We start from the raw sequence: 24,699 nt of genomic DNA, 5'->3' as shown, positions 1-24,699 counted from the left end.
GGTGAATTGATGGCGGACTGCCTAGTCGAGCAGGACGAGCACGTGCTGATCGTGACGATGAACCGCCCGGAGGCCAGAAACGCACTGTCCTCCGAGATGCTCAAGATCATGCGCGAGGCGTGGGACCGCGTGGACGAGGACGAGTCCATCCGCTGCTGCATCCTGACCGGCGCGGGCGGCGCGTTCTGCGCGGGCGCCGACCTGAAGGCGATGACCGCCAACCACCCGGGCGAGTCGTCCTTCGACGCGGCGAGGATCGAGCCGCTGCTGAAGGGCCGCCGCCTGACCAAGCCCCTCATCGCGGCCGTCGAGGGCCCCGCCATCGCGGGCGGCACGGAGATCCTGCAGGCCACGGACATCCGCGTGGCCGGTTCGAGTGCCCGCTTCGGCGTCTCGGAGGCACGGTGGGGCCTGTACCCACTGGGCGGCTCGGCCGTGCGGCTACCCCGTCAGATCCCGTACACGCTGGCAATGGACGTACTGCTGACCGGCCGACACCTCCGAGCGGACGAGGCACTCCAGATGGGCCTGATCGGCCACGTGGTCCCAGACGGCGAAGCGTTGCCGAAGGCCATGGAGATCGCCCACACGATCGCGGCGAACGGCCCCTTGGCGGTACAGGCGATGCTCCGCACGATCCGCGAGACGGAAGGCCTACCGGAAAACGAGGCCTTCGAGATCGACGCCCGCAACGGCATGGCGGTCTTCCGCAGCGCCGACGCAAAGGAAGGCCCAAAAGCCTTCGCAGAAAAACGAAAGCCAAACTTCGAAGGCAAGTAGCCCCACCCGGCCGGCCGGGCCGGCCGAACCACCGGGGACCGGCCTCCGGCCCCCCGGTTTCCAGCCTACGGCAACCCACCGACATTCCCGCCGCCGTAGCCCGAGGTCATCCACACCCCGCGCGTGTCCAACACTCCAGACCCGCGTGTCCAACAATCTGGACCGGTGAGTTCAACAATTCAGTCACGTGCATGACTGTTGAACTCACCGGTCGGTGTGGTTGGACACGCGGGTTCAGTGTGTTGGACACGCGCAGGTTGTCCACAGGCGGCAGCCGGAGCGGCCGGGATTGTCGGTGGTGCCCGGTACGCTGGAAACCGGGGGCCGGAGGCCGCCGGTTTCACAAGCGGCGCGGACCTCAGTGGCGTCACCGCCGCGGTTCGCCGGGTCTCGCTGCGAAAGGCGCGGTCACCACACACGCGGTGTGGTGACCGGCGCGTTCCTAGCGGTGGACCCAGATCCGCCGATGATCTTGTCGGGATGTCGCACATCCCGAGAGTTGTGGGCCTGGTCAGGCGCTTCGCGGGTCCCGAAAGACGCGTTCGGGGCATCACCGATGTCTCGAAAGACGCGCTGATGACATTCAATGACCCGAAAGCGTCTTTTCGAGACATCGCCGGTGGCAGGCGTCCTTCGGCACGCGGACACTGCCCGCGAAGCGGGCTTCGCCCGCGGAGCCACAGAACCTCGCGCGGGCGGCATGATCATCGGTGGATCTGGGGTGGACGAGCCAACGCGCCTTTCACAGCAGCGCCGCCGTGCCGAACGCGCCTAATCACAGCGGTCGGCCCTCGCGTCGGAGCCGGCGCAGGCAGTCAAAGCACTGGGCCGGGTCTGGCTTGTCCGGTCAGATGGCGCGTTCCTGGTCGGCCCAGTACGGGTCGCGAAGCTTTCGTTTGTACAGCTTGCCGTTCGGGTCGCGGGGTAGTTCGTCGACGTAGTCGATGGAGCGGGGCAGCTTGAACTTGGCGAGCCGCTCCGTGGCGAACGCGAGCAGCTCGGTTGTCAGCTCGTCGCCCGGCGCGATCCCGTCGGCGGGCCGCACGACCGCCTTGATCTCCTCGCCCCAGTCCGGGTTCGGCACCCCGAAAACCGCGACGTCCGCGACCTTCTCGTGCACCGCGAGCGTGTTCTCGATCTCCGCCGGGTAGATGTTCACCCCGCCGGAGATGATCATGTCGGCCTTGCGGTCGCACAGGAACAGGTACCCGTCCTCGTCGAGGTATCCGATGTCCCCCAACGTGAACAGGTCGCCGACGCGCGCGGCCTTCGTCTTCTCCTCGTCCTTGTGGTACGAGAAGTTCGAGGTGCCCATCCGCATGTACACGAGCCCCGGGGTGCCGGGTGGCACCTCCTCGCCCGCGTCGTCGAGCACCTTGACCACCGAACCCGGCCACGGGCGGCCCACCGAACCCGGTTTCTGCAGCCACTCGTCGGCCATGATCGTCGTGCCGCCGCCCTCGGTGGCCGCGTAGTACTCGACGACCACCGGGCCCCACCAGTCCAGCATGCGCCGCTTGACCTCCTGCGGGCACGGCGCCGCGCCGTGGATCATGCAGCGCAGCGAGGAGACGTCGTAGCGTTCGCGCACGTCCTCCGGCAGTTCGAGCAGCCGGTGGAACTGTGTCGGCACCATGTGGCTGTGGGTCACGCGGTACTTCTCGATCAGCCGCAGCATCTCCTCCGGCCGCCAGCGATCCATCAGCACGGCCGTGTGTCCCAACTGGACGGAGTGCGCGACGAAGTTCAGCACGGCCGTGTGGTACATGGGCGAGCCGCAGAGGTGCACGTGGTCACCGAACGGGCCGAGCCCGAAGATCCCGAAGAACCATGTGGTCATCGGCGGGACCTCGTCGGGGTTCGCGCCGGTCAGCGGGCGCCGCACGCCCTTGGGCCGACCGGTCGTGCCCGACGTGTACAGCATCGGCGAGCCGGCGGTCCGCTCGTCCGGGCGGCCGGTCTCGCCCTTGCCCAGCTCGTCGAGCGGCGTGAACCCAGGTACCTCGCCGACCGCGAAACCCCGGACACCGGTGCGCGCCAACGCGTCCGACGCGGTCTCGGCGAAACGTTCGTGCACGATGAACGCCTTCGCGCCGCTGTCCTCGATGAGGTACGCGACTTCCGCACCGACCAGGTGCCAGTTGGCCATCACGACGTACAGGCCGGTCTGGTACGCACCAAAGTAGACGGACACGAGATCGATGCCGTTGGGCAGCAACAGGACGACCGCGTCACCCGGTTCGAGACCCATCGCCTGGAAGCCGCGGCCGTACCTGTCGGCCGCGGCGGCCATTTCGGCGTAGGTCACCTGCCGGCCGTCCGGGTCGACGACCGCGGTCCGTTCCGGTTGCTCACGGGCGATGTTCCACAGTCCGATGGAGGCCACCGAACCAATCTAGAACGTGTTTCAGTTCTCGGCAAGGACCTCCGCGAGCGTGCGCGCCTCCTCGACGGTCCTCGGACTGACCATCAGCATCGTCACGCCGCGGTCTGCCCACTGCTTGACCTGCGTCCGGACCTGCTCGGCGTTGCCGATGATGGCGATGTCCCGGATCAGCTCGTCGGGCACCACGGCCGCCGCCTCGGCCTTGCGCCCGGACCGGAAGAGCGCGGTGACCTCGTCGACCACCTCGCCGTACCCCATGCGGCGCAACAGGTCCGCGTGGAAGTTCTTCTGCTCGGCGCCCATCCCGCCCGCGTAGAGCGCGAGGACCGGCCGGAGCCGGTCGAACTCGGCCGGCGCGTCGTCGGTGACCCGGACCGTCACACTGGCGGCGACCTCGAAGTCCGCCCGCGACCGCCGTGCGCCGGGCCGGGCGAAGCCCTCGTCGAGCCAGGAGTTGTACTGGTCGGCGAGCTTCTCGGTGAAGAAGATCGCGAGCCAGCCGTCGGCGATCTCGGCGGTGAGCGCGACGTTCTTCGGCCCCTCCGCGCCGAGCCAGATGGGCAGGTCCTTGCGCAGCGGGTGCGTGATCGGCTTGAGCGGCCGGCCGAGCCCGTCGGCGCCGGGCCCGGTGTAGGGCAGCGGGTAGTGCGGCCCATCGTTGATGACCGGCGCCTCACGCGCGAGGACCTGCCGCACGACGTCGACGTACTCGCGGGTGCGCCCGAGCGGCTTGCCGAACGGCGCGCCGTACCACCCCTCGACGACCTGCGGACCGGACACGCCCAGCCCCAGGATGGCCCGCCCACCGGACAGGTGGTCGAGGGTGAGCGCGGCCATCGCGACGGCGGTCGGCGTACGAGCCGACAACTGCGCGACGGCCGTGCCGAGCCGCACGTTCCGCGTCGCCGACCCCCACCAGGCCAGCGGCGTGAAGACGTCCGACCCCCACGACTCGGCGGTGAACACGGAGTCGAACCCGACCTCGTCAGCGACGGCGACCATCTCCGCCGCGTTGGCCGGCATACCGGCGCCCCAGTACCCGAGCTGCAGTCCAAGCTTCATACGCGCATAGTAGAACGTGTTCCAACTCGAACTAGATCACCCGTTCGATACAAGGCCATTTTCGCGCCTGGCGACTAAGCTGGACCCATGGCAGCGGAACCCGTCGCACCACCCAGGTCGATCGACTTCAGGGAGGCCTCTCCCAAGGAGGTCAGGGCTGCGATCGTGCCGGAGGAGCAGGCCGACTTCGATCGGCAGTGGCGGAACGCGCTGAAGGAAGCGGCCGAGTCGTTAGAACTGGACTGCGTGTACCGGATCCTGGACAGTTGGCGACGCCGCGCCATGATCACCACGTATCTCGGCCACAACGGCTACCGAGAGATGCTCGCGCGGGCAGAAGAGCGGCTACGCACCGGAGAAGAACCGCCCGACTCGGTCCCGCTCGAAGACATCAAGGAACTCATAGCGGAGCGGCTGGGCCGATAGCGTGTACCGAGTCCGGACCGACCACACGGCTCTGGATCAGATAGCAGCACTCCCCGACGACGCCCTGGAGCACTACGCCCAGGTCCTCGGCGTGCTCGAACTCGTCCCGTGGCATGGCCTCCCCCATAACGAAGACAACCCCAAGGCCGCAGTCCGCCAACTTCCTTTCGAAGCCGACCGGCAGGGCCTGGTGATCTACCTGATCCTGGACGATCAACTCCTTGTGGATGTGCTCGAGGTGATCTGGGTCGGCTGAGCAGCGACACTTGCTCGCCAAAGTAGAACGTGTTTCACTCTGGGGGTGACCCAGGCACCGTTGTCTGCTCCGCTCGACATCGGGTTCGACTACACCCGGTCACTCGGGCCGACCTTGAGTCGGTTCGTCACCGGGCTCGCTCAGCGGCGGATCTTCGGAGCGCGTGGCTCCGACGGCCGTGTGCACGTACCGCCGCCGGAGTACGACCCCGTCACCAGCGAGCCACTCACCGAACTGATCGAGTTGGCGCACACCGGGACCGTCACCACGTGGTGTTGGCAGCCGGAACCTCTTGCGGGACAACCACTCCAGCATCCGTTCGCGTGGGCGTTCATCCTGCTCGACGGGGCTGACACGCCCATGTTGCACGCCGTGGACGCGCAGGACGTGCACACCGGCATGCGGGTGCGTGCGCGGTGGGCCGAGGAGGGCGGCAACGGGATCCGCGACATCGAGTGTTTCGCGCCCGACGCACCCGAAACCGAACCGCGGCCTGCCGACGAACTCACCATGATCACGACCCCCATCAACCTGCACTACATGCACTCGGCCTCCCCCGAGGAGAGCCTGTACCTGCGCGGGTTGGCGGAGGGCCGGCTGCTCGGGCAGCGCTGTCCGGTCTGCCGCAAGGTCTACATCCCGCCGCGGGGCGCCTGCCCGACCGACGGCGTGCCCACCGAGGAGGACGTGGAGCTTCCCGACCGCGGGATAGTCACCACGTTCTGCATCGTCAACGTGCCCTTCCTCGGGCAGCGCATCAAACCTCCTTACGTGGCCGCCTACATCCTCCTCGACGGCGCCGACATCGCCTTCCTCCACCTGGTCCTCGGTTGCGCGGCGCAAGACGTGCGGATGGGCATGCGTGTCGAGGCGGTGTGGAAACCACGCGACGAGTGGGGCACCACCCTCCAGAACATCGACCACTTCCGGCCCACCGGCGAGCCGGACGCACCCTACGACAGCTACGCGGGTCACCTATGAGCATCGACGTCTCGATCGTCTCCTTCGCACAGGCGCCCAACGTCCGCGAGACCCACGGCACCACCAACGGTGTCGAGATGCTCGTGCCCACCATGAAGGAAGCGCTGGACCGAATCGGACTGTCCAAGAAGGACATCGGGTTCTGGTGTTCCGGGTCGTCGGACTATCTTGCCGGTCGGGCGTTCTCGTTCATTGCCGCCGTGGACGCCATCGGGGCGTTCCCGCCGATCCACGAGTCCCACGTGGAGGCGGACGCCGCCTGGGCGCTGTACGAGGCGTGGGTCAAGATCCGCACCGGTGAGGTCGACACCGCGCTCGTCTACGGGTTCGGGAAGTCGTCGGCCGGGCAGCTGCGCCGGGTGCTGGCACTGCAGCTCGACCCGTACACGGTCGGTCCACTGTGGCCGGACGCGGTCAGCATCGCCGGACTCCAGGCCCGGCTCGGCCTCGACGCCGGGCTGTGGACCGAGCGTGACATGGCCGAGGTCGCCGCCCGCAGCCGGGCCGCCAACCCGGCCGCCCAGATCTACGAGCAGGTCACGGTCGACGAGCTGCTGGGACGTCCGTACGTCGCCGACCCGTTGCGCAAGCACGACTGCGCACCGATCACGGACGGCGCCGCCGTCGTCGTCCTCGCCACAGCCGATCGCGCAAAGGATCTCTGCGAGCAGCCGGCGCGGATCACGAGCATCCAGCACCGCGTCGAGTCGGCGAGCCTCGGCGCCCGCGACCTCACGGCCTCGCCGTCCACAGTGGCCGCGGCGAAGGCCGCGAACGCCGACGGGATCGCGCTCGCCGAGCTACACGCGCCCTTCACGCACCAGGAAATCCTGCTACGGCAGGCACTTGGGCTCGGTGACGAGGTCGTGCTCAACCCGTCCGGCGGACCGCTCGCCGGCAACCCGATGTTCGCGGCCGGACTGGCCCGCATCGGGGAGGCGGCCACCCGCTTGAAGCCCGGGGAACGCGCGCTCGCCCACGCGACCAGCGGGCCCGCGCTCCAGCAGAACCTCGTGTGTGTACTGGAGGCCGACTAGAAATGGCTAAGCAACGCGCCGCCGTCCTGGGTGTCGGCCAGACCCACCACCGCAGCAAACGGCTCGACGTGACCATCGGCGGGCTGTGCCGCGAGGCCATCGACCGCGCGCTCGCGGACGCCGAGCTCACGTTCGACGACATCGACGCGGTGGTGCTCGGTAAGGCGCCTGACCTGTTCGAAGGCGTCATGATGCCCGAGCTGATGCTCGCGGACGCCATCGGCGCGACCGGAAAACCCTTGCTGCGCGTGCACACGGCGGGGTCGGTCGGCGGCTCGACCGCCAATGTCGCTGCGAGCCTGATCCACGGCGGTGAGCACTCGCGCGTGCTGGCCGTGGCGTTCGAGAAGCAGTCCGAGTCCAACGCGATGTGGGCGCTGTCGATCGCGGTGCCGTTCCACATGCCGGTCGGCGCCGGCGCGGGCGGCTACTTCGCGCCCCACGTGCGGTCCTACATCCGCCGTTCCGGTGCGCCGAAACACGTCGGCGCGCTCGTGGCCGTCAAGGACCGCCGCAACGGTGCGAAGAACCAGTACGCCCACCTGCGACAACCGGACATCACGCTCGAGTCGGTGCAGGCGTCGGCGATGCTGTGGGACCCCATCCGCTACGACGAGACGTGCCCGTCGTCGGACGGGGCGTGCGCGATCGTGCTCGGCGACGAGAACGCCGCCCAGGGACGCACCGCGGCGTGGATCCACGCCACCGCCATGCGCACCGAGCCGACCACGTTCGCCGGGCGTGACCAGGTCAACCCGCAGGCCGGGAAGGACGCGGCGGCGGCGTTGTGGCGGGACGCGGGGATCACCGACCCGCTGTCGCAAGTGGACGCGGCGGAGCTGTACGTGCCGTTCTCGTGGTTCGAGCCGATGTGGTTGGAGAACCTGGGTTTCGTGGAGGAGGGCCAGGGCTGGAAGCTCACCGAGTCCGGCGAGACCGAGATCGGCGGGCGCCTTCCGATCAACCCGTCCGGAGGCGTCATGTCGTCCAACCCCATTGGCGCGTCGGGAATGCTGCGGTTCGGCGAGGCCGCCATGCAGGTGATGGGCCGGGCCGGCGAGCACCAGGTGGACGGCGCACGCATCGCCGTCGGCCACGCGTACGGCGGCGGTTCGCAGTACTTCTCGATGTGGGTCGTGGGAGCTGAAAAACCATGAAGTTCACTGTTGGCGTCGCCATGAGTCCGCTTGACCAGCTCGGCGAGCTGGCGCGGACGGCTGAGGAGTGCGGCTACTCGTCGATCGCCTTGCCGGACTCCCTGTTCTACTCCGAAGAAGCGTCCGCGAAGTATCCGTACACTCCGGACGGCAGCCGGTTCTGGGATGAGGAGACGCCGTGGGCGGACCCGTTCGTCGCGGCTGCCGCCATGGGTGCGGTGACGTCCCGGATCCGTTTCTACACGCAGGTGTTGAAGCTCAACCCGCGCAATCCGGTGCTGCTGGCGAGGCAGATCGGTTCGGTGGCCGTGCTCACCGGCAACCGCTTCGGCCTTGGGGTCGGGCTGGGTTGGTCGCCGGAGGAAACCCGTTGGTGCGGCGGGGAGTTCGACCACCGCGGCGCCCGCGCCGACGAGGCGATCGACGTGCTCAAGCTCATCCTCGGCGGCGGAATGGTGGAGTACCACGGGAAGTACTACGACTTCGACCGTCTGACGATGAGCCCGGCGCCGGCCGAACCCGTGCCGGTGTACGTCGGCGGGCACACCGACGCCGCCCTGCGGCGCGCGGCCCGCGTCGGTGACGGGTGGACGTCCGCGATGATCAAGTTCGACGACCTGCGTGACGTCATCGACCGGCTCGGCAAGCTGCGCGCCGACCACGACCGCACCGGTCCGTTCGAGATCCAGGCGGTCTGCATCGACCGGTTCGGTGTGGACGGTTACCGCAAGCAGGCCGAGATCGGCGTCACGGACGCGATCGTGGTGCCGTGGGTGTTCTACGGCGTCGGCCTCGACGGACCGCTGCAGGCCAAGAAGGACGGCATGAAGCGGTTCGCCGACGAGATCATGGGGAAGGTATGACGGCGATCACCTGGAGTGGCCCGGAGGCCACGCATCCGGCACGCAGCGCGTCGCGCAGGTCGATGGACGCGGTGACCCGCGGCGCCAAGGAGGAATGGCTCGCGTTGTTCGCCGACGACGCCGTGATCGAGGACCCGGTCGGGGTGTCCATGTTCGACCCGACGGGCGACGGCCACCGCGGCAAGGAGGCGATCTCCGCGTTCTGGGACATGGCGATCGCCAAGGCCGAACGGTTCGCCTTCGACATCCGGGACTCGTTCGCCGCGGGCAACGAGGTCGCGAACGTCGGCACCATCACGGCGTTCCTGCCCGGTGGGGCCATTGTGGACACCGAGGGTGTGTTCGTGTACCGGGTGAACGAGGACGGGCTGGTTGTGTCGCTGCGCGCGTTCTGGGAGACCGAGCGCGCGATGGCTACTCTGCGGCAGGCGTGAGCTCGATCCCGTAGTCCGCGCAGGCCTTCACCACGTCGTCCTGGTTGAAGTCGGTGCGGGCGAGGAAGTCCGCGAGCACGGCGTCCTCACTGAACACGGTCAGTGAGAAGTACGCGGAGTCGAACGCTCTCCGTAGTTCGTCGTTGGGCGCGCCCGCGCGAATCCGGGACAGCTTGTCCATCGTGGTGTCGACGACGGTGGAGAACTCGGCCGGCGCGGCGGCGTAGTTGCCTGCCGCTGAGTAGAGTGCGCTGACCGCTTTGCCGTAGTCGTCGCAGAAATGAGCCGCTGGGTTGGGTCCGGCGCACGCGGTCAGCACGCCGGCGACGACGGCGACCGCGGTGGGAAAGCGACGAACCATCCGCCCAGCCTGCCTGGTCGGCTGGGCGGCCACCTGCCTCATGCGGACGGCAGAAAGGGTCGCGGCGACCGCACCTTCGGGCAGCGGTCAGCGTGCGACGCCGACCCCCTGGCGGATCGAGCGGTCGTCGGCGAGGAGCGCGAGCATGGCGTGGGCGACCTCAGCACGGGACGCCTTGTGCCCGTTCCGCACGTTGGTGCCGAACGCGGTCCGGTACTCGCCAAGCGGATCGTTGGTGAGCTGGGGCGGTCGCACGACCGTCCACTTGAGATCTGTGGCCGCGATGTCCCGCTCCATCACGGCGAGGTCGTCGTAGATGCCGGACGCGATCTTGCGTATCGCGGCGAACATGAACCGGCCGAGCAGACCCTCACCGTCCGGTCTTGGCCCGATCGGCGCGGCACTGACGGCGACGAACCGCTCGACACCGGCACCCCGGAGCGCGGTGAGGATGTGCCGGGTGGGCACCGACGCGGCATGGACGTCCCGGAAGCCGCTAGGCCCGACGCCAGATAGCGCGGCGTCACTGCCCGAGATGGCAGCCTGGACACGTTCGGTGTCGGCGAGATCCGGCACTGTCACCAGATGTAATGCCGGATGGCTCGGCAGGCTGAACCGGGCCGGGTTCCGCACGATCGCCGTGACCGTGTGGCCTTGTTCCAGGGCGAGCTTCACCAGCTGGGTGCCGACGCCACCTGTCGCACCGAAGACCGCGAGCTTCACGATGTCCTCCCAGGTTATATTTCTGTACGCACTACATATGATATGGAAATCGTACTATATGACAAACGTAGCACAAGGGCGCGGGCGGCGCAGGCTCGTCACGACCGTCAAAGACGCGGTACGGAGCCTGAGAACAGAGCTGGCGCTGCTCAACCGGCGAGTCACGGGCCGTCTCCAGCTCCGCGAGGGAGACCTGGACCTGCTGGAGGTGATCGCACGACTGGGGCCGATGGGCCCGTCCACGCTGGCCCGACACACGGCACTGCACCCGGCGACGATGACCGGCGTGCTCGATCGCCTCGAGAAGGGCGGCTGGGTGACCCGTGAACGCGACCCGGACGACCGGCGCAGCCTGGTACTCCACGTCCGCCGCGACCGCGTCCGCGAGATCCTCACCCTGTACAGCGGCATGAACCAGGCCCTGGACGACCTGTGCGCCAACTACACCGACGACGAACTACGGGTGATCGCCGACTTCCTGACCCGCGCAGCAGAAGCAGGCAACTCAGAAACCAGAAACCTGGACGAACCATGACGAGGCCCGGCCTCCGGCCCCCGTCTCCAGCATCTCACGGAGCACCGACAGTTCCGGCGCGCGAGGCCCCAGCCGTCCACAACATCGCGTGTCCAACACCAGAGACCCGCGTGTCCAACAATCCGGACCGGTGAGTTCGACAAACGCGGCTACTGGCGTTAGCCGTTTTTGTTGAACTCAGGGGTCCACTGTGTTGGACACGCGGGTCTGGGGCGTTGGACTCGCGGGGGTTAGGCGTAGGTGACCTGTAGTTCCTTGATGCCGTTCAGCCAGCCGGAGCGGAGGCGGCGGGGTTCGCCTGCCTTCTTGATGTTGGGCATGTGGTCGGCGATCGCGTCGAAGATCAGGCCGATCTGGAGGCGGGCCAGGTTCACGCCGACGCAGTAGTGCGGGCCCGTGCCGCCGAAGCCGAGGTGGGGGTTCGGGTCGCGGGTGATGTCGAACGTGTACGGGTCGTCGAAGACGTCGGTGTCGAAGTTCGCCGAGGCGTAGAACATGCCGACCCGGTCGCCCTTCTTGATCTGGGCGCCGCCCAGCTCGGTGTCCTGCAGGGCCGTGCGCTGGAAGGACATCACCGGGGTGGCCCAGCGGACGATCTCGTCGACCGCGGTCGACGGACGTTCCGCCTTGTACAGCTCCCACTGCTCCGGGTTGTTGAAGAACGCGTTCATCCCGTGGCTGATGGAGTTGCGGGTGGTCTCGTTGCCGGCCACCGACAGCATGAGCACGAAGAAGCCGAACTCGTCGGAGGCCAGGGCCGAACCCTCGATCTCGGCATTGATCAGCTTGGTGACGATGTCGTCAGCCGGGCACTTGCGCCGTTCCTCGGCCATGTTCCACGCGTAGCCGAGCAGTTCGACGGACGCCGCCTCGGGGTCGGTCGAGTACTCGGGGTCGTCGTAGGCGGCCATCTGGTTGGACCAGTGGAACACCTTGTGCCGGTCGTCCTGCGGGACGCCGAGCAGCTCGGCGATCGCCTGCAGCGGCAGCTCGGACGCGACCTGGGTGACGAAGTCCCCTCCGCCGTGCTCCTTGGCGTCCTTGACGATCTGTTCGGCGCGCGCGGCGAGGTTGTCCTTCAGGCTGTTGATCGCCTTCGGGGTGAAGCCGCGGGAGACGATACCGCGCACCTTGGAGTGCTTCGGCGGGTCGATGTTGAGCATGATGAGCCGTTGGGCTTCGATCTTCTCCCGGGTCATGTCCGGGCCGAAGCGGATGATGGCCGTGTTCTCCTCGGCCGAGAAGACGTCGCTGTTGCGCGAGACCTCCTTGACCTCCGCGTGCCGGCTGACGACCCAGTAGCCGTCGTCCTGGAACCCCGCGATGTTGTGCGGCTGGGCGTTCCACCACACCGGCGCGGTGCGGCGGAGCTCGGCGAACTCCTCGACCGGGACACGCTGCTCCAGCAGGTCCGGGTCGGTGAAGTCGAAGCCAGCCGGGATCCGAGGTGCGGTCATTGCAACCTCCCAAACATGGAACACGTTCTACCTCGATTCAAGCACACCTCCCGAGCAGAAACCAAGCGACCGCTTGCTTCGGTAGGTAACGCGTTCTAGTTTGGTGGGCATGGGTAACCCGGTGATCGTCGCGGCCGCACGCACTCCCATCGGCAAGCGTGGCGGTGCGCTGTCCGGCTGGCACCCCGCCGAACTGCTGGGGGTCGCCCAGCGTGCCGTGGTTGACCGCGCCGGCGTCGACCCCGCACTGGTCGAGCAGGTGTTCGGCGGGTGCGTCACACAGGCCGGCGAGCAGTCCAACAACGTCACCCGCACCGCCTGGCTGCATGCCGGGCTGCCGTACCAGACCGGCTGCCTGACCCTCGACGCGCAGTGCGGCTCGGCACAGCAGGCCATGCACCTGATCGCGGCGCAGATCACGGCCGGCGCCATCGACGTGGGCATCGCGTGCGGCGTCGAGTCGATGAGCCGCGTGCCGTTGCGCAGCAACATGGGCGTGGACGTCGGCAAGCCGAGGCCCGACTCGTGGGACATCGACCTGCCCAACCAGTTCGGCGGCGCCGAGCGGATCGCCGTCCGCCGTGGACTGTCCCGAGAGGACCTGGACCGGTTCGGCGCGCTGTCCCAGCAGAAGGCGCGCAAGGCCTGGGACGCCGGCCACTTCGACCGCGAAGTCGTGGCCGTCGGTGACGCGACCCGGGACCAGGGACTGCGTGAGACCAGTATGGACGCGCTGGCAAAGCTGAAGCCCGTGCTCGAGGACGGGCTACACACGGCGGGCACGTCGTCGCAGATCTCCGACGGGGCGTCCGCCGTGCTGCTCATGGACGAGGCGAAAGCACAGGCGTTGGGGATCGCGCCGCGCGCGCGGATCGTCACCCAGTGCCTGGTCGGCGGCGAGCCCTACTACCACCTCGACGGCCCCGTCCAGGCGACCGAGCGGCTGCTCGCGCGGAGCGGCATGAAGATCGGCGACCTGGACCTGTTCGAGGTCAACGAGGCGTTCGCTTCGGTGGCGTTGTCGTGGATGGCGGTGCACCAGCCCGATCCAGACCTGGTCAACGTGAACGGCGGCGCGATCGCCATCGGCCACCCGGTCGGCAGCACGGGCACCCGGCTCGTCACCACCGTCCTGCACGAGCTGGAGCGCCGCGACGCGTCGACCGCCCTGATCACGATGTGCGCGGGCGGCGCGCTGTCGACGGGCACGATCATCGAGCGAGTGTGAGATGAGCATCGAGGTAACCGAGGCCGAGCCCGGTGTGGTCGTGGTGACGGTGGACTACCCACCGGTCAACGCGCTGCCGGTGGCCGGCTGGTTCGCTCTGGCGGACGCGGTCACGAACGCCGGTCGCGACCCCGGCACCCACGTCGTCGTGCTCAGGGCGGCCGGTCGCGGGTTCAACGCGGGCGTGGACATCAAGGAGATCCAGCAGAAGGGCCACGGCGCGCTGGTCGGCGCCAACAGGGGTTGCTACGCGGCGTTCGGCGCGGTGTACGACTGCGAGGTGCCGGTCATCGTGGCCGTGCAGGGGTTCTGCCTCGGCGGTGGCGTCGGGTTGGTCGGCAACGCGGACGTGGTGGTGGCGAGCGACGACGCGACGTTCGGACTGCCCGAAGTGGACAGAGGCGCACTCGGCGCGGCCACACACCTGTCGCGGCTCGTGCCGCAACACCTGATGCGTGCCATGTACTACACGGCGTCGACCGTCACGGCCGAACAGCTGCACCACTTCGGCTCGGTGTACCGGGTGGTGCCGCCCGCCGAACTGGAGGGCGCCGCGCTGGAGGTCGCGAAGCAGATCGCCGCCAAGGACACCAGGGTGATCCGAGCGGCGAAGAAGGCGATCAACGGCATCGACCCGCAGGACGTGCACCGCAGCTACCGTTACGAGCAGGGTTTCACGTTCGAGCTCAACCTGACCGGAGCGTCTGATGAGGCCCGGCAAAGGTTCCTGGAGGGTAAGTGAGAGACAAGCGGATGACCGCTGAAGAAGTGGTCTCCACGCTGTCTGACGGGATGACCATCGGCATCGGCGGCTGGGGGTCCCGGCGCAAGCCGATGGCGCTGGTACGCGCGATCCTGCGCTCGTCGTTGAAGGACCTCACGGTCGTCTCCTACGGCGGCCCGGACCTCGGGCTGCTGTGCGCGGCCGGCAAGGTCCGGACGGCCGTGTTCGGGTTCGTCACGCTGGACTCGATCCCGTACGACCCGTACTTCCGGAAGGCGCGCGAGTCGGGTGCCATCACGGTCCGGGAGTGGGACGAGGGCATGTTCCAGACCGGACTCCGCGCCGCGGCACACCGGTTGCCGTTCCTGCCCATGCGCGCCGGGCTCGGTTCGGACGTGGTGACCTACGACCCGACGCTGAAGACCATCCGCTCGCCCTACGAGGACGGCGCGGAGCTGCTGGCGGTGCCGGCGCTGCACCTGGACGCGGCGCTCGTGCACCTCAACCGCGCGGACCGGCACGGCAACGCGCGCTACCTCGGCCCCGACCCGTACTTCGACGACCTGTTCTGCCTGGCCGCCACCAAACGGTACGTGTCCTGCGAGTCCATCATGGACACGGCGGAGCTGGCAGCTGCCGGACCGCCGCAAACGCTGCTGCTGAACCGGATGATGGTCGACGGCGTGGTGGAAACCCCACGTGGCGCGCACTTCACCAGCTGCGCGGGCGACTACGGTCGGGACGAGGCGTTCCAGAAGGAGTACGCGTCGGCGGACTGGGAGTCCTTTGTCGACAAATACCTGAGCGGGGACGAGGCCACATACCAGAAGGCGGTGGCATGAGCACCATCGATGTCTGCGTGGTCGCCTGCGCCGAACTGTTCCGCGGTGACGGTGAGATCGTGGCCAGCCCCATGGGGTTGGTACCACAGCTCGGCGCGAAGCTCGCGCGGTCGACGTTCGAGCCGGACCTGCTGCTGTCCGACGGGGAGGCCACGTTGCTGACGGCGGACGGTGTCGCCGAAGGGTGGCTGCCGTACCGCGCGGTGTTCGACGTGGTCGCGCACGGCCGGCGACACGTCGTCATGGGCGCCAACCAGCTCGACCGGTACGGCAACCAGAACATCTCCTGCATCGGTCCACACGCGACTCCGAAGCGGCAGCTGCTCGGTGTCCGGGGTGCACCGGGGAACACCATCAACCATCGGACGAGCTACTGGGTGCCGAAACACTCGCCGAGGGTGTTCGTACCGGCCGTGGACATGATCTCCGGTGTCGGTCGCGACCGTGGCGGACACGTGTACCGCGTGGTGACCAACCTGTGCGTGCTGGACTTCGGCGGCCCGTCCCACGCGATGCGCGTCGTGTCACTGCATCCCGGCGTCACGTTGGACGAAGTCGTTGAGCAGACCGGGTTTCCCCTGCACGCGGAGGACCCGCCGGTGACCAGGTCCCCGAGCGAGGAGGAGCTGGCACTGATCGCGAAGCTCGACCCGACCGGCGCGCGGAACGCGTGATGGACACCGCGCTGACGAGGCTCGTCGGAGTCCGCCACCCGGTGGTGCAGACCGGCATGGGCTGGGTGGCCGGGCCCCGGCTGGTGTCGGCGGTCGCGAACGCGGGCGGCCTCGGCATCCTCGCGTCGGCCACGATGACCTACGAGGAGCTGGAAACCGCGATCGCCGAGGTCCGTTCCCGCACCGAGGCGCCGTTCGGGGTCAACCTGCGCGCGGACGCCGTGGACGCGAAGGACCGGGCCGAACTGCTGATCAGGACCGGTGTCCGGGTGGCGTCGTTCGCGCTGGCGCCGTCGAAGGAACTCATCGCGCGGTTGAAGGACGCGGGTGTGGTGGTGATCCCGTCCATCGGCGCGGTTCGGCACGCCGAGAAGGTCGCCGGCTGGGGCGTGGACGCGGTGATGGTGCAGGGCGGCGAAGGCGGTGGCCACACCGGACAGGTGGCGACGACGGTGTTGCTGCCCTCGGTGGTCGACGCGGTCGACATCCCGGTGATCGCGGCGGGCGGCTTCTTCGACGGCCGGGGTCTGGCCGCGGCTCTGGCGTACGGCGCGGCGGGAATCGGCATGGGCACGAGGTTCCTGCTCACCCAGGAAAGCACGGTGCCGCAGGCGGTCAAGGACGCGTACCTGGCGAGCGGCCTGACCGACACGGTGGTCACGACCAGGGTGGACGGCATGCCGCACCGGGTGCTGCGCACGGATTTGGTGGCAGCACTGGAAATCAGCGGCCGCGCACGTGGGCTCCTGCGGGCCGTCGGAAACGCGGCGCGGTTCCGAAGCCTGACGAACCTGTCCTGGCGGGGCATGATCCGCGAGGGCCTTGCCATGCGGCACAACCACAAGGTCACGTGGTCACAACTGATCATGGCCGCGAACACGCCGATGCTGCTGCGCGAAGGACTCGTCAACGGCAACACCGACGCGGGCGTGCTGGCATCGGGTCAGGTCGCCGGCGCGCTGAAGGACCTGCCGACGTGCGCGGAGCTGATCACCGGCATCGTCACCGACGCCGAGGCCATCCTCCGCAAGCTGTCCTAGTAGGACACCGCCTTCTCCAGCTCCTCCAGCGACTCGTCCAACAGGCCGAGCAGACGCTGCAGGTGCGGCACCGTGCCGCGGCAACCCGTGAGCCCGAACTCCAGGCTGCCGGCATAGCTGGTGACCGTGATGTTCAGCGCCTGCCCCTCGTACGGAATGGACAGTGGGTACACGCCCTGCATCCGGGCGCCGTTCCAGTACAGCGGCTTGCGCGGCCCTGGCACGTTCGAGATCAGGACGTTGAACGCGGGCGGCGCGACCTTGACCATCCCCGGGATCATCCCGATACCCAGCGGAATCAACGGCACCGCGGACAGCGCGAGGATCTGCAGCCGGCTCATGCCGTGGTAGAACTGCTTGCCCTTGAGCATCGAGTCGTGGATGGCCGCCAGGCGATCACCCGCGTCCGCCTCGGTCGTGGCCAGGTTGCACAGGATCAACCCGATGGCGTTACCGCCGAAGCCCTCGCCGGCGCGCAGCGACATCGGAATCGCCGCCACCAGCGGCCGGTCCGGCAGAGCGCCGAGATCCAGCAGGTACTTGCGGAGGGCGCCGGAACACATGGCGAGCATGACGTCGTTCAGCGTCACCCCGGCGGCCCTCACGACCGCCTTGATGCGGTCGAGCGGCCAGCCCTGCGCGGCGAACCGGCGGGCACCGGTGATCGCCACGTTGAACATCGACCGCGGCGCCTGGAACGACAGCGTGGCGGACTGCTCCCGGAACACCTCGTTCACGACCCTGGTCGCGGCCGACCCGGCACCACGGATCTCGTTGAGGAACTCGGTGACCGCACGGACCGGGTCGAACCCGTCGTCCTCGCGCTTGGTGTCGAACACGTCGGTCCGCACGCGCGGTGACCACGGTGGACGCACAGTCATGTCCGACGGGTCCTCTGACAGCGACGCCTGCATGAGCCGCAGCGCCGACACGCCGTCCAGCAGGCTGTGATGGACCTTCGTGTACGTCGCGAAACGGTTGCCCTGCAAGCCGTCCATCATCGTGAACTCCCACAGAGGACGATGACGGTCGAGTAGGTAGCCGTGCAGACGGGAGGTCAGCTCCAGCAGCTCACGCACCCGGCCGGGGCGGGGCAGGCCGGACAGTCGCACGTGGTGCTCGAGGTCGAGGTGATCGTCGTTGACCCACGCGAACTGGCCGACGGTCCCGACCGGCCCGCGCGGACGGCGCCGGAAGAGCGGGCGGACGTCCGCGAGCGACAGCAGCTGTTTGTGGAAGTCGTTGACGTAGTCGGGACCCGCGCCCTCCGGCAGCTCGAACAGCTGCAGACCGCCGACGTGCATGGGGTGCTCACGCGACTCCGCGAGCAGGAACATCGAATCCGTCACCGGCATGATGGGCATCGTGGACCTCCTGATCGCACCTTAGTGCGCATGCCCAACCTACGGGTGCTGGCTGCTCACCGAAATGACCTCACCCGTCAGGTAGGAGGAGTAGTCGCTCGCGAGGAACACCATCACGTTCGCGACCTCCCACGGTTCCGCCGCGCGACCGAACGCCTCACGGGCGGTCAGGTCGCGTAGAAGCTCCTCGCTCGTCACCTTTGCGAGGTGTGGGTGCATCGCGAGGCTCGGGGCCACCGCGTTCACGCGGATCCCGTGCGTGGCCACGTCCATGGCCGCGCACCGGGTGAACGCCATGACACCCGCCTTGGCGGCCGCGTAGTGGGCCTGGCCCTCCTGCGCACGCCAGCCGACCACCGACGCGTTGTTGACCACGGCGCCGCCGTCGCCCTGCGCGACCATCTGCTTCAGCGCGGCACGCGTGCACCGAAACGTCCCGTGCAACGTTACGTCCACGACGCGGAACCACTCGTCGTCGGGCATGTCCAGAACGGACCGGGTGCCGCCGAGGCCCGCGTTGTTGATCATCACGTCCAGCCGGCCGTACTCCGCGACCGTGCCGTCGATCAGCGCCTGGACCTGCTCCTCGTCGGTCACGTCGCACACGATCGGGTGGACGCCCAACTCGGCGGCGGTCTTCTCGAGCCGGCGCTCGTGCCAGTCGCTCACCACGACCCGCGCGCCCTCCTCGACGCACCGGCGAGCCACAGCGGAGCCTATGCCGGTGCCAGCCGCGGCCGTCACCACGACCACCTTGTCCCGCAACAGATCGTGGGCCTTCATGCCCTGGCCTCCCTCGGCAGACCGAGCACCCGCTCGGCGATGATGTTGCGCTGGATCTCGTTGGAGCCGCCGTAGATCGTGTCGGACCGGCTGAACAGGAACAGTCGCTGCCACTCCGAGAGGTCGCCGTCAGTCACCATGCCCGCCGCGCCCAGCACCTCCATCGCCAGCTCACCCAGTCCGCGGTGCCAGTTCGCCCATACCAGCTTGGTGACCGACGCGCCCTCGCCGTCGATCGTGCGCAGCGCGTGCCAACGCATCACGTCCAACCCGATCCGCGCCCTGGTCAGCTTCTCCCGGATGACCGGGTCGTCGAGCACCCCGGTGTCCCGCGCGAGCGACACCAGCGCCTCCAGCTCGCGACGGAACCCGACCTGCAAACCCAGCGTGGCGACGCCGCGTTCGAACGCCAGCGTGGCCATCGCGACCTGCCAGCCGCCGCCGACCTCGCCAACCACCAGGTCGGCGGTGGTGCGGGCACCGTCGAAGAACACCTCGTTGAACTCCGACCCACCGGTCAGTTGCTCAATGGGACGTACCGACACGCCCGGTTGGTCCATGGGCACGAGCAGGTACGACAACCCGGCATGCCGTTTGGCTCCCGGCGTCGTCCTGACCACCGCGAAACACCACTGGGCCACGTGGGCGAGCGAGGTCCACACCTTCTGCCCCGTGATCACAAACTCGCCGTCGTTCAGCACCGCCGACGTCGACACCGAGGCGAGGTCCGACCCGGCACCCGGCTCCGAGTAGCCCTGGCACCACAGTTCCTCGACCCGCCTGATCGGCGGCAGGAACCGGGCCCGCTGCGCGTCCGTGCCGAGCGCGATCAACGTCGGGCCGAGCAGTTCCTCGCCGAGGTGACTAACCCGTGCCGGCGCCTCCGCCCGCGCGTACTCCTCGTGGAACACCACCCGCTCCTCGACCGACGCGTCACGGCCGCCGTACTCCTCCGGCCACCCGAGGCACGTCCAACCCGCCGCCGCGAGATGCCGGTCCCACTCGATGCGCTCGTCGAAGGCCTCGTGCTCTCGACCGGGCCCGCCGAGCCCGCGGAGCGCGGCGAAGTCGCCGGACAGGTTGTCGGCCAACCATTCCCGCACCGTTGCGCGGAACTCCTCAAGGGCCGTCATGGGGTGTTAGCCTACCAAGCAATTGCTTTGGTAGGAGGCAACGTGACCGACGTCGTTCAGTACGAGGTCACCGGTCCAGTGGCGACGGTGACCATGAACCGCCCCGAGTACCGCAACGCCCAGAACTCCGCCATGACCTACGCGCTCGACGCCGCGTTCACCCGCGCCGTCGACGACGACGGGGTCAAGGTCATCGTCCTCGCGGGTGCCGGCAAGCACTTCTCGGCCGGGCACGACATCGGCACCCCGGGCCGGGACGTGGACCAGTCGTTCGAGCGCAAGGCCGTCATGTGGTGGGACCACGTCGGCAAGCCGGGCGGCGACAACCGGTACGCCAGGGAGATGGAGGTCTACCTGGGCATGTGCCGGCGGTGGCGGGAGATCCCGAAGCCCACGATCGCCATGGTGCAGGGCGCGTGCATCGCGGGCGGGCTCATGCTGGCCTGGGTGTGCGACCTGATCGTGGCCTCGGAGGACGCGTTCTTCTCGGACCCGGTCGTCCGCATGGGCATCCCGGGCGTCGAGTACTTCGCGCACCCGTGGGTGCTGGGTCCGCGCGCGGCCAAGGAGTTCCTGTTCACCGGCGGGCGGTTCGACGCGGCATGGGCCAAGGAGAACGGCATGGTCAACCGGGTCGTGCCCCGTGACGAGTTGTCGAAAAAGACCTACGAGATGGCGGAGACGATCGCGGCCATGCCCCGCTTCGGGCTCGCGCTCACCAAGCGGGCCGTCAACCAGGCCGAGGACCAGATGGGCCTGCGGAACGGCATGGACTCCGTCTTCGGCCTGCACCACTTCGCCCACGCCCACAACGCCGAGACCGAGAAGGACTCGCTCGCCGGCATGGACGCCCGATCGATGAGGGATGCCGCCAGTGGATCTTGACCTGGACGCCGCGACCATCGAGTTCCGTGACGAGGTGCGCGACTGGCTCGCCGCGCACGTGCCGGTGAAACCGTTGCCGCCCATGGACACCGACGAGGGCTTCGAGCCCCACCGCGAGTGGGAACGCACGCTCGCCGAGGCGCGACTGTCCACAGTGACCTGGCCGCACGAGTTCGGCGGGCGCGACGCGAGCCTGCTGCAGTGGGTGGTGTTCGAGGACGAGTACTACGCGGCGGGCGCGCCGGCCCGCGTCTCCGCCAACGGCATCGCACTGCTCGGTTCGACACTGATGGCGTTCGGCACGGAGGAACAGAAACAGCGCGTCCTCCCCCGCATGTCCCGCGCCGACGACATCTGGGCGCAGGCGTGGTCGGAACCGGAGGCCGGCAGCGACCTGGCGGGTGTGCGCAGCAGGGCCACGAAAACCGACGGGGGCTGGCTCCTCAACGGACAGAAGACGTGGAGCTCCCGCGCGAGCCACGCCGACCGCGCGTTCGGACTGTTCCGCAGTGACCCGGCCGCGGAACGGCATCGTGGCCTCACCTACGTGATGTTCGATCTCAAGGCCGACGGTGTGACCGTCCGGCCGATCGGACAGCTCGACGGCGTGCCGGGCTTCGCGGAGATCTTCCTCGACGACGTGTTCGTGCCGGACGAGGACGTGATCGGCGAGCCGGGCGACGGCTGGCGGGTCGCGATGAGCACGGCCAGCAACGAGCGTGGGCTGACGCTCCGCAGCCCCGGCCGGTTCGTGGCGGCAGCGGAACGGCTGGTCGAGCTGTGGCAGTCGAACCCGGACCCCAAGATCGCGGACCGCGTGGTCGACGCGTGGATCGGCGCGCGGGCGTACCGGCTGTACACGCTCGGCACGGTCAGCCGCCTGAACGAGGGCGGCACGCTGGGCGCGGAGTCGAGCATCAACAAGGTGTTCTGGTCGGAGCTGGACGTGGCGCTGCACGAGACCGCAATCGACCTGCTGGGCGCGGAGGGTGAATTGGCCGGCGCGTGGCAGTCCGGCTACCTGTTCTCATTGGCCGGGCCCATCTACGCCGGTACCAACGAGATCCAGCGCAACGTCGTCGCCGAGCGGCTGCTCGGCCTGCCGAGGGGTGGCCGATGAAGTTCACGTTGGGTGCCGAGCAGCGCGAGTTGGCCGCGAGTGTGCATGCGTTGCTGTCGGACGCGAACGTGCCAGCGGCGACCCGCGCGTGGGCGGCCGGGGAGCACGCGGCCGGGCTCGACCTCTTCAAGGGACTGGCCAAGATCGGTGCAGGCGAGCTGGCCGAGTACCCGGTCGAGCTGGCCGTGGTGTTCGAGGAACTCGGTCGGCACGCCGTGCCAGGGCCACTGATCGAGTCGTACGCGGTGGCACCGGTCCTCGGGCTCGACGCCGAACTGGCGACCGTTGCGCTGCCACCGGATGTGCCCTACGCGCTCGACGCGGACGTCGCCACCCCGTTCGTGCTCCTCGACGACGGCGTCTACCAGGCGGAGATCGTCGCCCAGCACACGTCGGTCGACCCGGCCCGCCGGTTGTTCGAGGTCCGCAGCGGTGAGCCGGTCGGGCCGCCCACAGAGGTCCTGGACCTCGGCGTGCTCTGCCAGGCGGCCCAGTTGATCGGGCTGGGGCGGGGACTCCTGGAACAGTCTGCGACATACGTGACGCAGCGGCGGCAGTTCGGGCGTGCGATCGGCGAGTTCCAGGCGGTCAAGCACCACCTGGCGGACGTGCTGGTGGCGCTCGAGTTCGCCCGCCCGCTCGTGCACGCGGCGGCGGTCACGGGCACCGCGGAGGACGTGTCGGCCGCCAGGGTGGCCGCCGCGGACGCCGCCTACCTCGCCGCGCGGGCGGCACTGCAGGTCCACGGCGCGGTCGGGTTCACGCAGGAGCACGACCTTTCGTTGTGGCTGCTCAAGGTCCGCGCGTTGCGGTCCGCATGGGGCACGCAGACCTTCCACCGGCGCCGCGTGCTCGACGCGATCACTTAGCCTCGGAGTCGATCTTCAGCTGGTCACCGATCATGGTGACGCGGACCACCTTGTGCTGGACCTGCGGTCCAGCGGCCGTGGTGTAGGTGACGTCGCACGGCACGTTCAGCGAGCCGTCGGCGTTCGGCGTGACGCCCTTAGCGTTCTCCGAGCTGACCTGGGTGAACTCGGACCAGTACCGGTTGAACTCGTCCTGGCTGCCGAAAGACGCCTGTGCGTACGGGGACAGCATGGCCCAGCGTTCTCCCAGGCTCTTGTTGCTGCTGTAGTAGTCGAGCAGGAACAGCCCGGCGGTGGTGAACGGGATCTGGGTGCCGGCGGGCGGCGCGACCTGGGACGGAGCCGCGGAAGCGCTGCTGTCGTCCTGCGCCGGCGATGTCTTCGTCGTGGGAGGGTTACTGCCGCCGCCATCGCTCGGCGGTGACCCGGCCTGCTGGGTCGTGGTGGTGTCGTTGCCCTGGGCGTTGTTGTCGGCGTTGGTCTTGTCGCCGCTGTTCAGGAGCAGCACCGTGACCAGGGTGCCGGCCAGCACCACCAGCGCGACCATGCCGACGATCACCATGTTCCGCTTGGACGGCCCGGACTGGGTCGGCTGCGGCTGTGTTTGCGGCTTCGGTAGGGCGGCGGTGGGCTGCGGCGGGACGGGCAGCAGCGCCGGCACGGAGATCGCCGCCTTCGGCGGGGTCTTGGGACCCGACGCGGCGGGCGGCACCGGCATGACCACCGTGGCCGCGGCGGCGAGGGCTTCCGCCGCCTGCTTCATGCTCGGCCGCTCGCCCGGTTCGACCCGCATGAGGCTCATCAGCGTGGGTTCGAGCGCGCCGGCGTTGCGCGGTGGCGGCACGTTGCCGGACGCGACGGCGTGCAGCAGGGCCAGCGGGTTGGAGTTCGTGCCGAACGGCGGTCGGCCCTCGATGGCGTGGTAGAGCGTCGAGCCGAGGGAGAACACGTCGGAGGCGCGCGTCGAGTTGTCGCCCCTGGCGATCTCGGGGGCGAGGTAGGCCGGGGTGCCGGCGAGCATGCCGGTCTGTGTGGTCACGGTGCCGTCGTCGAGCGCACGGGAGATACCGAAGTCGGTGATCTTGACGGTGCCGTTCTCGGACAGCAGGATGTTGCCCGGCTTGATGTCGCGGTGTGCGATGCCGACGGCATGCGCGGCGGCGATGGCCTCCGCGACCTGGGCGCCGATCTCCGCGGCCTCATGGGGCGGGAGCGTGCCACGTTCGGAGAGCACCACCGAAAGACTCTTGGACGGCAGGAACTCCATGACCAGTATCGGGTCGCCCTTGTCCTCGGCGACGTCGAACAGCGCGATGGCGTTGCGATGCTGCAGACGCGCCGCGATCCGGGCCTCCCGCATCGCGCGTCTGCGTACCTCTTCGGTCATCGTGTCGGACAGCCCGTAGCGGACTACGAGTCGCTTGATCGCGACGACACGGCCAAGCCGTTCGTCCTGCGCCTTCCACACGACGCCCATCGCGCCGCTGCCGACTTCTTCGATCAACCGATACCGGCCAGCGACCAGTGCACCCTTCTCGATGACCAAGAACTCCTCAGGTTGGTTCGTACCAGGTCCCGA

General features: G+C 68.7%; 26 protein-coding genes. 17 read left to right on the top strand and 9 right to left on the bottom strand.

Annotated features, from left to right (window positions below; all coding sequences use genetic code 11):
- Nucleotides 1–9: 9 nt before the first annotated feature.
- The gene (locus VF106_RS12180) at nucleotides 10–780 is read left to right on the top strand and encodes a crotonase/enoyl-CoA hydratase family protein (protein ID WP_330839757.1); all 771 of its coding nucleotides are present in this window, start codon (nucleotides 10–12) and stop codon (nucleotides 778–780) included.
- An 847-nt stretch (nucleotides 781–1,627) separates the two neighbouring features.
- Here VF106_RS12180 and VF106_RS12175 read toward each other — a convergent pair.
- Both VF106_RS12175 and VF106_RS12170 read right to left on the bottom strand, forming a co-directional pair.
- Nucleotides 1,628–3,166, bottom strand: coding sequence for an acyl-CoA synthetase (locus tag VF106_RS12175; protein WP_330839756.1), 1,539 nt, complete (start codon nucleotides 3,164–3,166; stop codon nucleotides 1,628–1,630).
- Nucleotides 3,167–3,187: 21 nt separating this feature from the next.
- Entirely contained in the window at nucleotides 3,188–4,228 is a 1,041-nt protein-coding gene (locus VF106_RS12170) for an LLM class F420-dependent oxidoreductase (protein WP_330839755.1), read from the bottom strand.
- Nucleotides 4,229–4,315: 87 nt separating this feature from the next.
- Between VF106_RS12170 and VF106_RS12165 the strand changes: the two genes are divergently transcribed.
- From VF106_RS12165 to VF106_RS12135, 7 genes are all read left to right on the top strand, one after another.
- A complete protein-coding gene (locus tag VF106_RS12165; protein WP_330839754.1) occupies nucleotides 4,316–4,654 on the top strand; it encodes a DUF6247 family protein in 339 nt (112 codons plus the stop codon).
- Nucleotides 4,655–4,745: 91 nt separating this feature from the next.
- Nucleotides 4,746–4,910, top strand: a complete 165-nt coding sequence (locus VF106_RS12160) for a hypothetical protein (protein ID WP_330839753.1) — start codon at nucleotides 4,746–4,748, stop codon at nucleotides 4,908–4,910.
- A 45-nt stretch (nucleotides 4,911–4,955) separates the two neighbouring features.
- The gene (locus tag VF106_RS12155; RefSeq protein WP_330839752.1) at nucleotides 4,956–5,891 is read left to right on the top strand and encodes a Zn-ribbon domain-containing OB-fold protein; all 936 of its coding nucleotides are present in this window, start codon (nucleotides 4,956–4,958) and stop codon (nucleotides 5,889–5,891) included.
- Nucleotides 5,888–6,928 carry a thiolase family protein gene (locus VF106_RS12150; protein ID WP_330839751.1) on the top strand — a complete coding sequence of 347 codons (1,041 nt, stop codon included), beginning with the start codon at nucleotides 5,888–5,890 and terminating at the stop codon, nucleotides 6,926–6,928. Before VF106_RS12155 ends, VF106_RS12150 begins: the two co-directional genes overlap by 4 nt.
- Before the next feature lie 2 nt (nucleotides 6,929–6,930).
- The gene (locus VF106_RS12145; RefSeq protein ID WP_330839750.1) at nucleotides 6,931–8,085 is read left to right on the top strand and encodes a thiolase family protein; all 1,155 of its coding nucleotides are present in this window, start codon (nucleotides 6,931–6,933) and stop codon (nucleotides 8,083–8,085) included.
- The gene (locus VF106_RS12140; protein ID WP_330839749.1) at nucleotides 8,082–8,948 is read left to right on the top strand and encodes a TIGR03619 family F420-dependent LLM class oxidoreductase; all 867 of its coding nucleotides are present in this window, start codon (nucleotides 8,082–8,084) and stop codon (nucleotides 8,946–8,948) included. The genes VF106_RS12145 and VF106_RS12140 overlap by 4 nt, the downstream gene beginning before the upstream one ends.
- The gene (locus tag VF106_RS12135) at nucleotides 8,945–9,382 is read left to right on the top strand and encodes a nuclear transport factor 2 family protein (protein ID WP_330839748.1); all 438 of its coding nucleotides are present in this window, start codon (nucleotides 8,945–8,947) and stop codon (nucleotides 9,380–9,382) included. The genes VF106_RS12140 and VF106_RS12135 overlap by 4 nt, the downstream gene beginning before the upstream one ends.
- Here the strand turns inward: VF106_RS12135 and VF106_RS12130 are convergent.
- Both VF106_RS12130 and VF106_RS12125 read right to left on the bottom strand, forming a co-directional pair.
- Nucleotides 9,363–9,743, bottom strand: a complete 381-nt coding sequence (locus tag VF106_RS12130) for a hypothetical protein (protein ID WP_330839747.1) — start codon at nucleotides 9,741–9,743, stop codon at nucleotides 9,363–9,365. The genes VF106_RS12135 and VF106_RS12130 overlap by 20 nt on opposite strands.
- Nucleotides 9,744–9,830: 87 nt before the next feature.
- Nucleotides 9,831–10,466, bottom strand: coding sequence for an NAD(P)-dependent oxidoreductase (locus tag VF106_RS12125; RefSeq protein ID WP_330839746.1), 636 nt, complete (start codon nucleotides 10,464–10,466; stop codon nucleotides 9,831–9,833).
- A 58-nt stretch (nucleotides 10,467–10,524) separates the two neighbouring features.
- On the opposite strand from VF106_RS12125, the gene VF106_RS12120 reads away from it, so the two are divergent.
- Nucleotides 10,525–11,001, top strand: coding sequence for a MarR family transcriptional regulator (locus VF106_RS12120; protein WP_330839745.1), 477 nt, complete (start codon nucleotides 10,525–10,527; stop codon nucleotides 10,999–11,001).
- A 230-nt stretch (nucleotides 11,002–11,231) separates the two neighbouring features.
- Here VF106_RS12120 and VF106_RS12115 read toward each other — a convergent pair whose 3' ends face one another.
- Nucleotides 11,232–12,458 (bottom strand): cytochrome P450, encoded by a 1,227-nt coding sequence (locus VF106_RS12115; protein WP_330839744.1) that lies wholly within the window; start codon nucleotides 12,456–12,458, stop codon nucleotides 11,232–11,234.
- Between the two features lie 109 nt (nucleotides 12,459–12,567).
- Here VF106_RS12115 and VF106_RS12110 point away from each other — a divergent pair, with 109 nt between their 5' ends.
- From VF106_RS12110 to VF106_RS12090, 5 genes are read left to right on the top strand one after another with little or no spacing between them, the layout of a single operon-like run.
- A complete protein-coding gene (locus VF106_RS12110) occupies nucleotides 12,568–13,686 on the top strand; it encodes a steroid 3-ketoacyl-CoA thiolase (protein WP_330839743.1) in 1,119 nt (372 codons plus the stop codon).
- A gap of 1 nt (nucleotide 13,687) precedes the next feature.
- The gene (locus VF106_RS12105) at nucleotides 13,688–14,428 is read left to right on the top strand and encodes an enoyl-CoA hydratase family protein (RefSeq protein ID WP_330839742.1); all 741 of its coding nucleotides are present in this window, start codon (nucleotides 13,688–13,690) and stop codon (nucleotides 14,426–14,428) included.
- A complete protein-coding gene (locus VF106_RS12100) occupies nucleotides 14,425–15,252 on the top strand; it encodes a CoA transferase subunit A (protein WP_330839741.1) in 828 nt (275 codons plus the stop codon). Before VF106_RS12105 ends, VF106_RS12100 begins: the two co-directional genes overlap by 4 nt.
- The gene (locus tag VF106_RS12095) at nucleotides 15,249–15,926 is read left to right on the top strand and encodes a CoA-transferase subunit beta (RefSeq protein ID WP_330839740.1); all 678 of its coding nucleotides are present in this window, start codon (nucleotides 15,249–15,251) and stop codon (nucleotides 15,924–15,926) included. Before VF106_RS12100 ends, VF106_RS12095 begins: the two co-directional genes overlap by 4 nt.
- Nucleotides 15,926–16,966, top strand: a complete 1,041-nt coding sequence (locus tag VF106_RS12090) for an NAD(P)H-dependent flavin oxidoreductase (RefSeq protein ID WP_330839739.1) — start codon at nucleotides 15,926–15,928, stop codon at nucleotides 16,964–16,966. The genes VF106_RS12095 and VF106_RS12090 overlap by 1 nt, the downstream gene beginning before the upstream one ends.
- On the opposite strand, the gene VF106_RS12085 is transcribed toward VF106_RS12090, so the two are convergent.
- Genes VF106_RS12085 through VF106_RS12075 form a run of 3 tightly spaced genes read right to left on the bottom strand, consistent with a single transcriptional unit; the run spans nucleotide 16,963 to nucleotide 20,246 of the window.
- The gene (locus VF106_RS12085) at nucleotides 16,963–18,330 is read right to left on the bottom strand and encodes a WS/DGAT/MGAT family O-acyltransferase (RefSeq protein WP_330839738.1); all 1,368 of its coding nucleotides are present in this window, start codon (nucleotides 18,328–18,330) and stop codon (nucleotides 16,963–16,965) included. The genes VF106_RS12090 and VF106_RS12085 overlap by 4 nt on opposite strands.
- 39 nt (nucleotides 18,331–18,369) lie before the next feature.
- On the bottom strand, nucleotides 18,370–19,113 hold the full coding sequence (locus VF106_RS12080; RefSeq protein ID WP_330839737.1) for an SDR family oxidoreductase: 744 nt from the start codon (nucleotides 19,111–19,113) through the stop codon (nucleotides 18,370–18,372).
- A complete protein-coding gene (locus tag VF106_RS12075) occupies nucleotides 19,110–20,246 on the bottom strand; it encodes an acyl-CoA dehydrogenase family protein (protein WP_330839736.1) in 1,137 nt (378 codons plus the stop codon). The genes VF106_RS12080 and VF106_RS12075 overlap by 4 nt, the downstream gene beginning before the upstream one ends.
- A 42-nt stretch (nucleotides 20,247–20,288) precedes the next feature.
- On the opposite strand from VF106_RS12075, the gene VF106_RS12070 reads away from it, so the two are divergent.
- The 3 genes from VF106_RS12070 to VF106_RS12060 are packed head-to-tail and all read left to right on the top strand — an operon-like array spanning nucleotide 20,289 to nucleotide 23,120.
- Nucleotides 20,289–21,131: an enoyl-CoA hydratase gene (locus VF106_RS12070; RefSeq protein WP_330839735.1), complete on the top strand. Its 843-nt coding sequence runs from the start codon at nucleotides 20,289–20,291 to the stop codon at nucleotides 21,129–21,131.
- The gene (locus VF106_RS12065; RefSeq protein WP_330839734.1) at nucleotides 21,121–22,251 is read left to right on the top strand and encodes an acyl-CoA dehydrogenase family protein; all 1,131 of its coding nucleotides are present in this window, start codon (nucleotides 21,121–21,123) and stop codon (nucleotides 22,249–22,251) included. The genes VF106_RS12070 and VF106_RS12065 overlap by 11 nt, the downstream gene beginning before the upstream one ends.
- Nucleotides 22,248–23,120, top strand: a complete 873-nt coding sequence (locus VF106_RS12060; protein WP_330839733.1) for an acyl-CoA dehydrogenase family protein — start codon at nucleotides 22,248–22,250, stop codon at nucleotides 23,118–23,120. The genes VF106_RS12065 and VF106_RS12060 overlap by 4 nt, the downstream gene beginning before the upstream one ends.
- Here VF106_RS12060 and VF106_RS12055 read toward each other — a convergent pair.
- Nucleotides 23,113–24,666 carry a serine/threonine-protein kinase gene (locus tag VF106_RS12055; protein WP_330839732.1) on the bottom strand — a complete coding sequence of 518 codons (1,554 nt, stop codon included), beginning with the start codon at nucleotides 24,664–24,666 and terminating at the stop codon, nucleotides 23,113–23,115. The two genes, VF106_RS12060 and VF106_RS12055, sit on opposite strands and share 8 nt — an antisense overlap.
- Nucleotides 24,667–24,699 lie beyond the last annotated feature (33 nt).

The sequence above is a fragment of the Actinophytocola sp. genome (assembly GCF_036378875.1).
Classification (GTDB): Bacteria; Actinomycetota; Actinomycetes; order Mycobacteriales; family Pseudonocardiaceae; genus Actinophytocola.
Note: the sequence above shows the minus strand (reverse complement) of the source record. Positions and strands in the feature narration are given on the sequence as shown.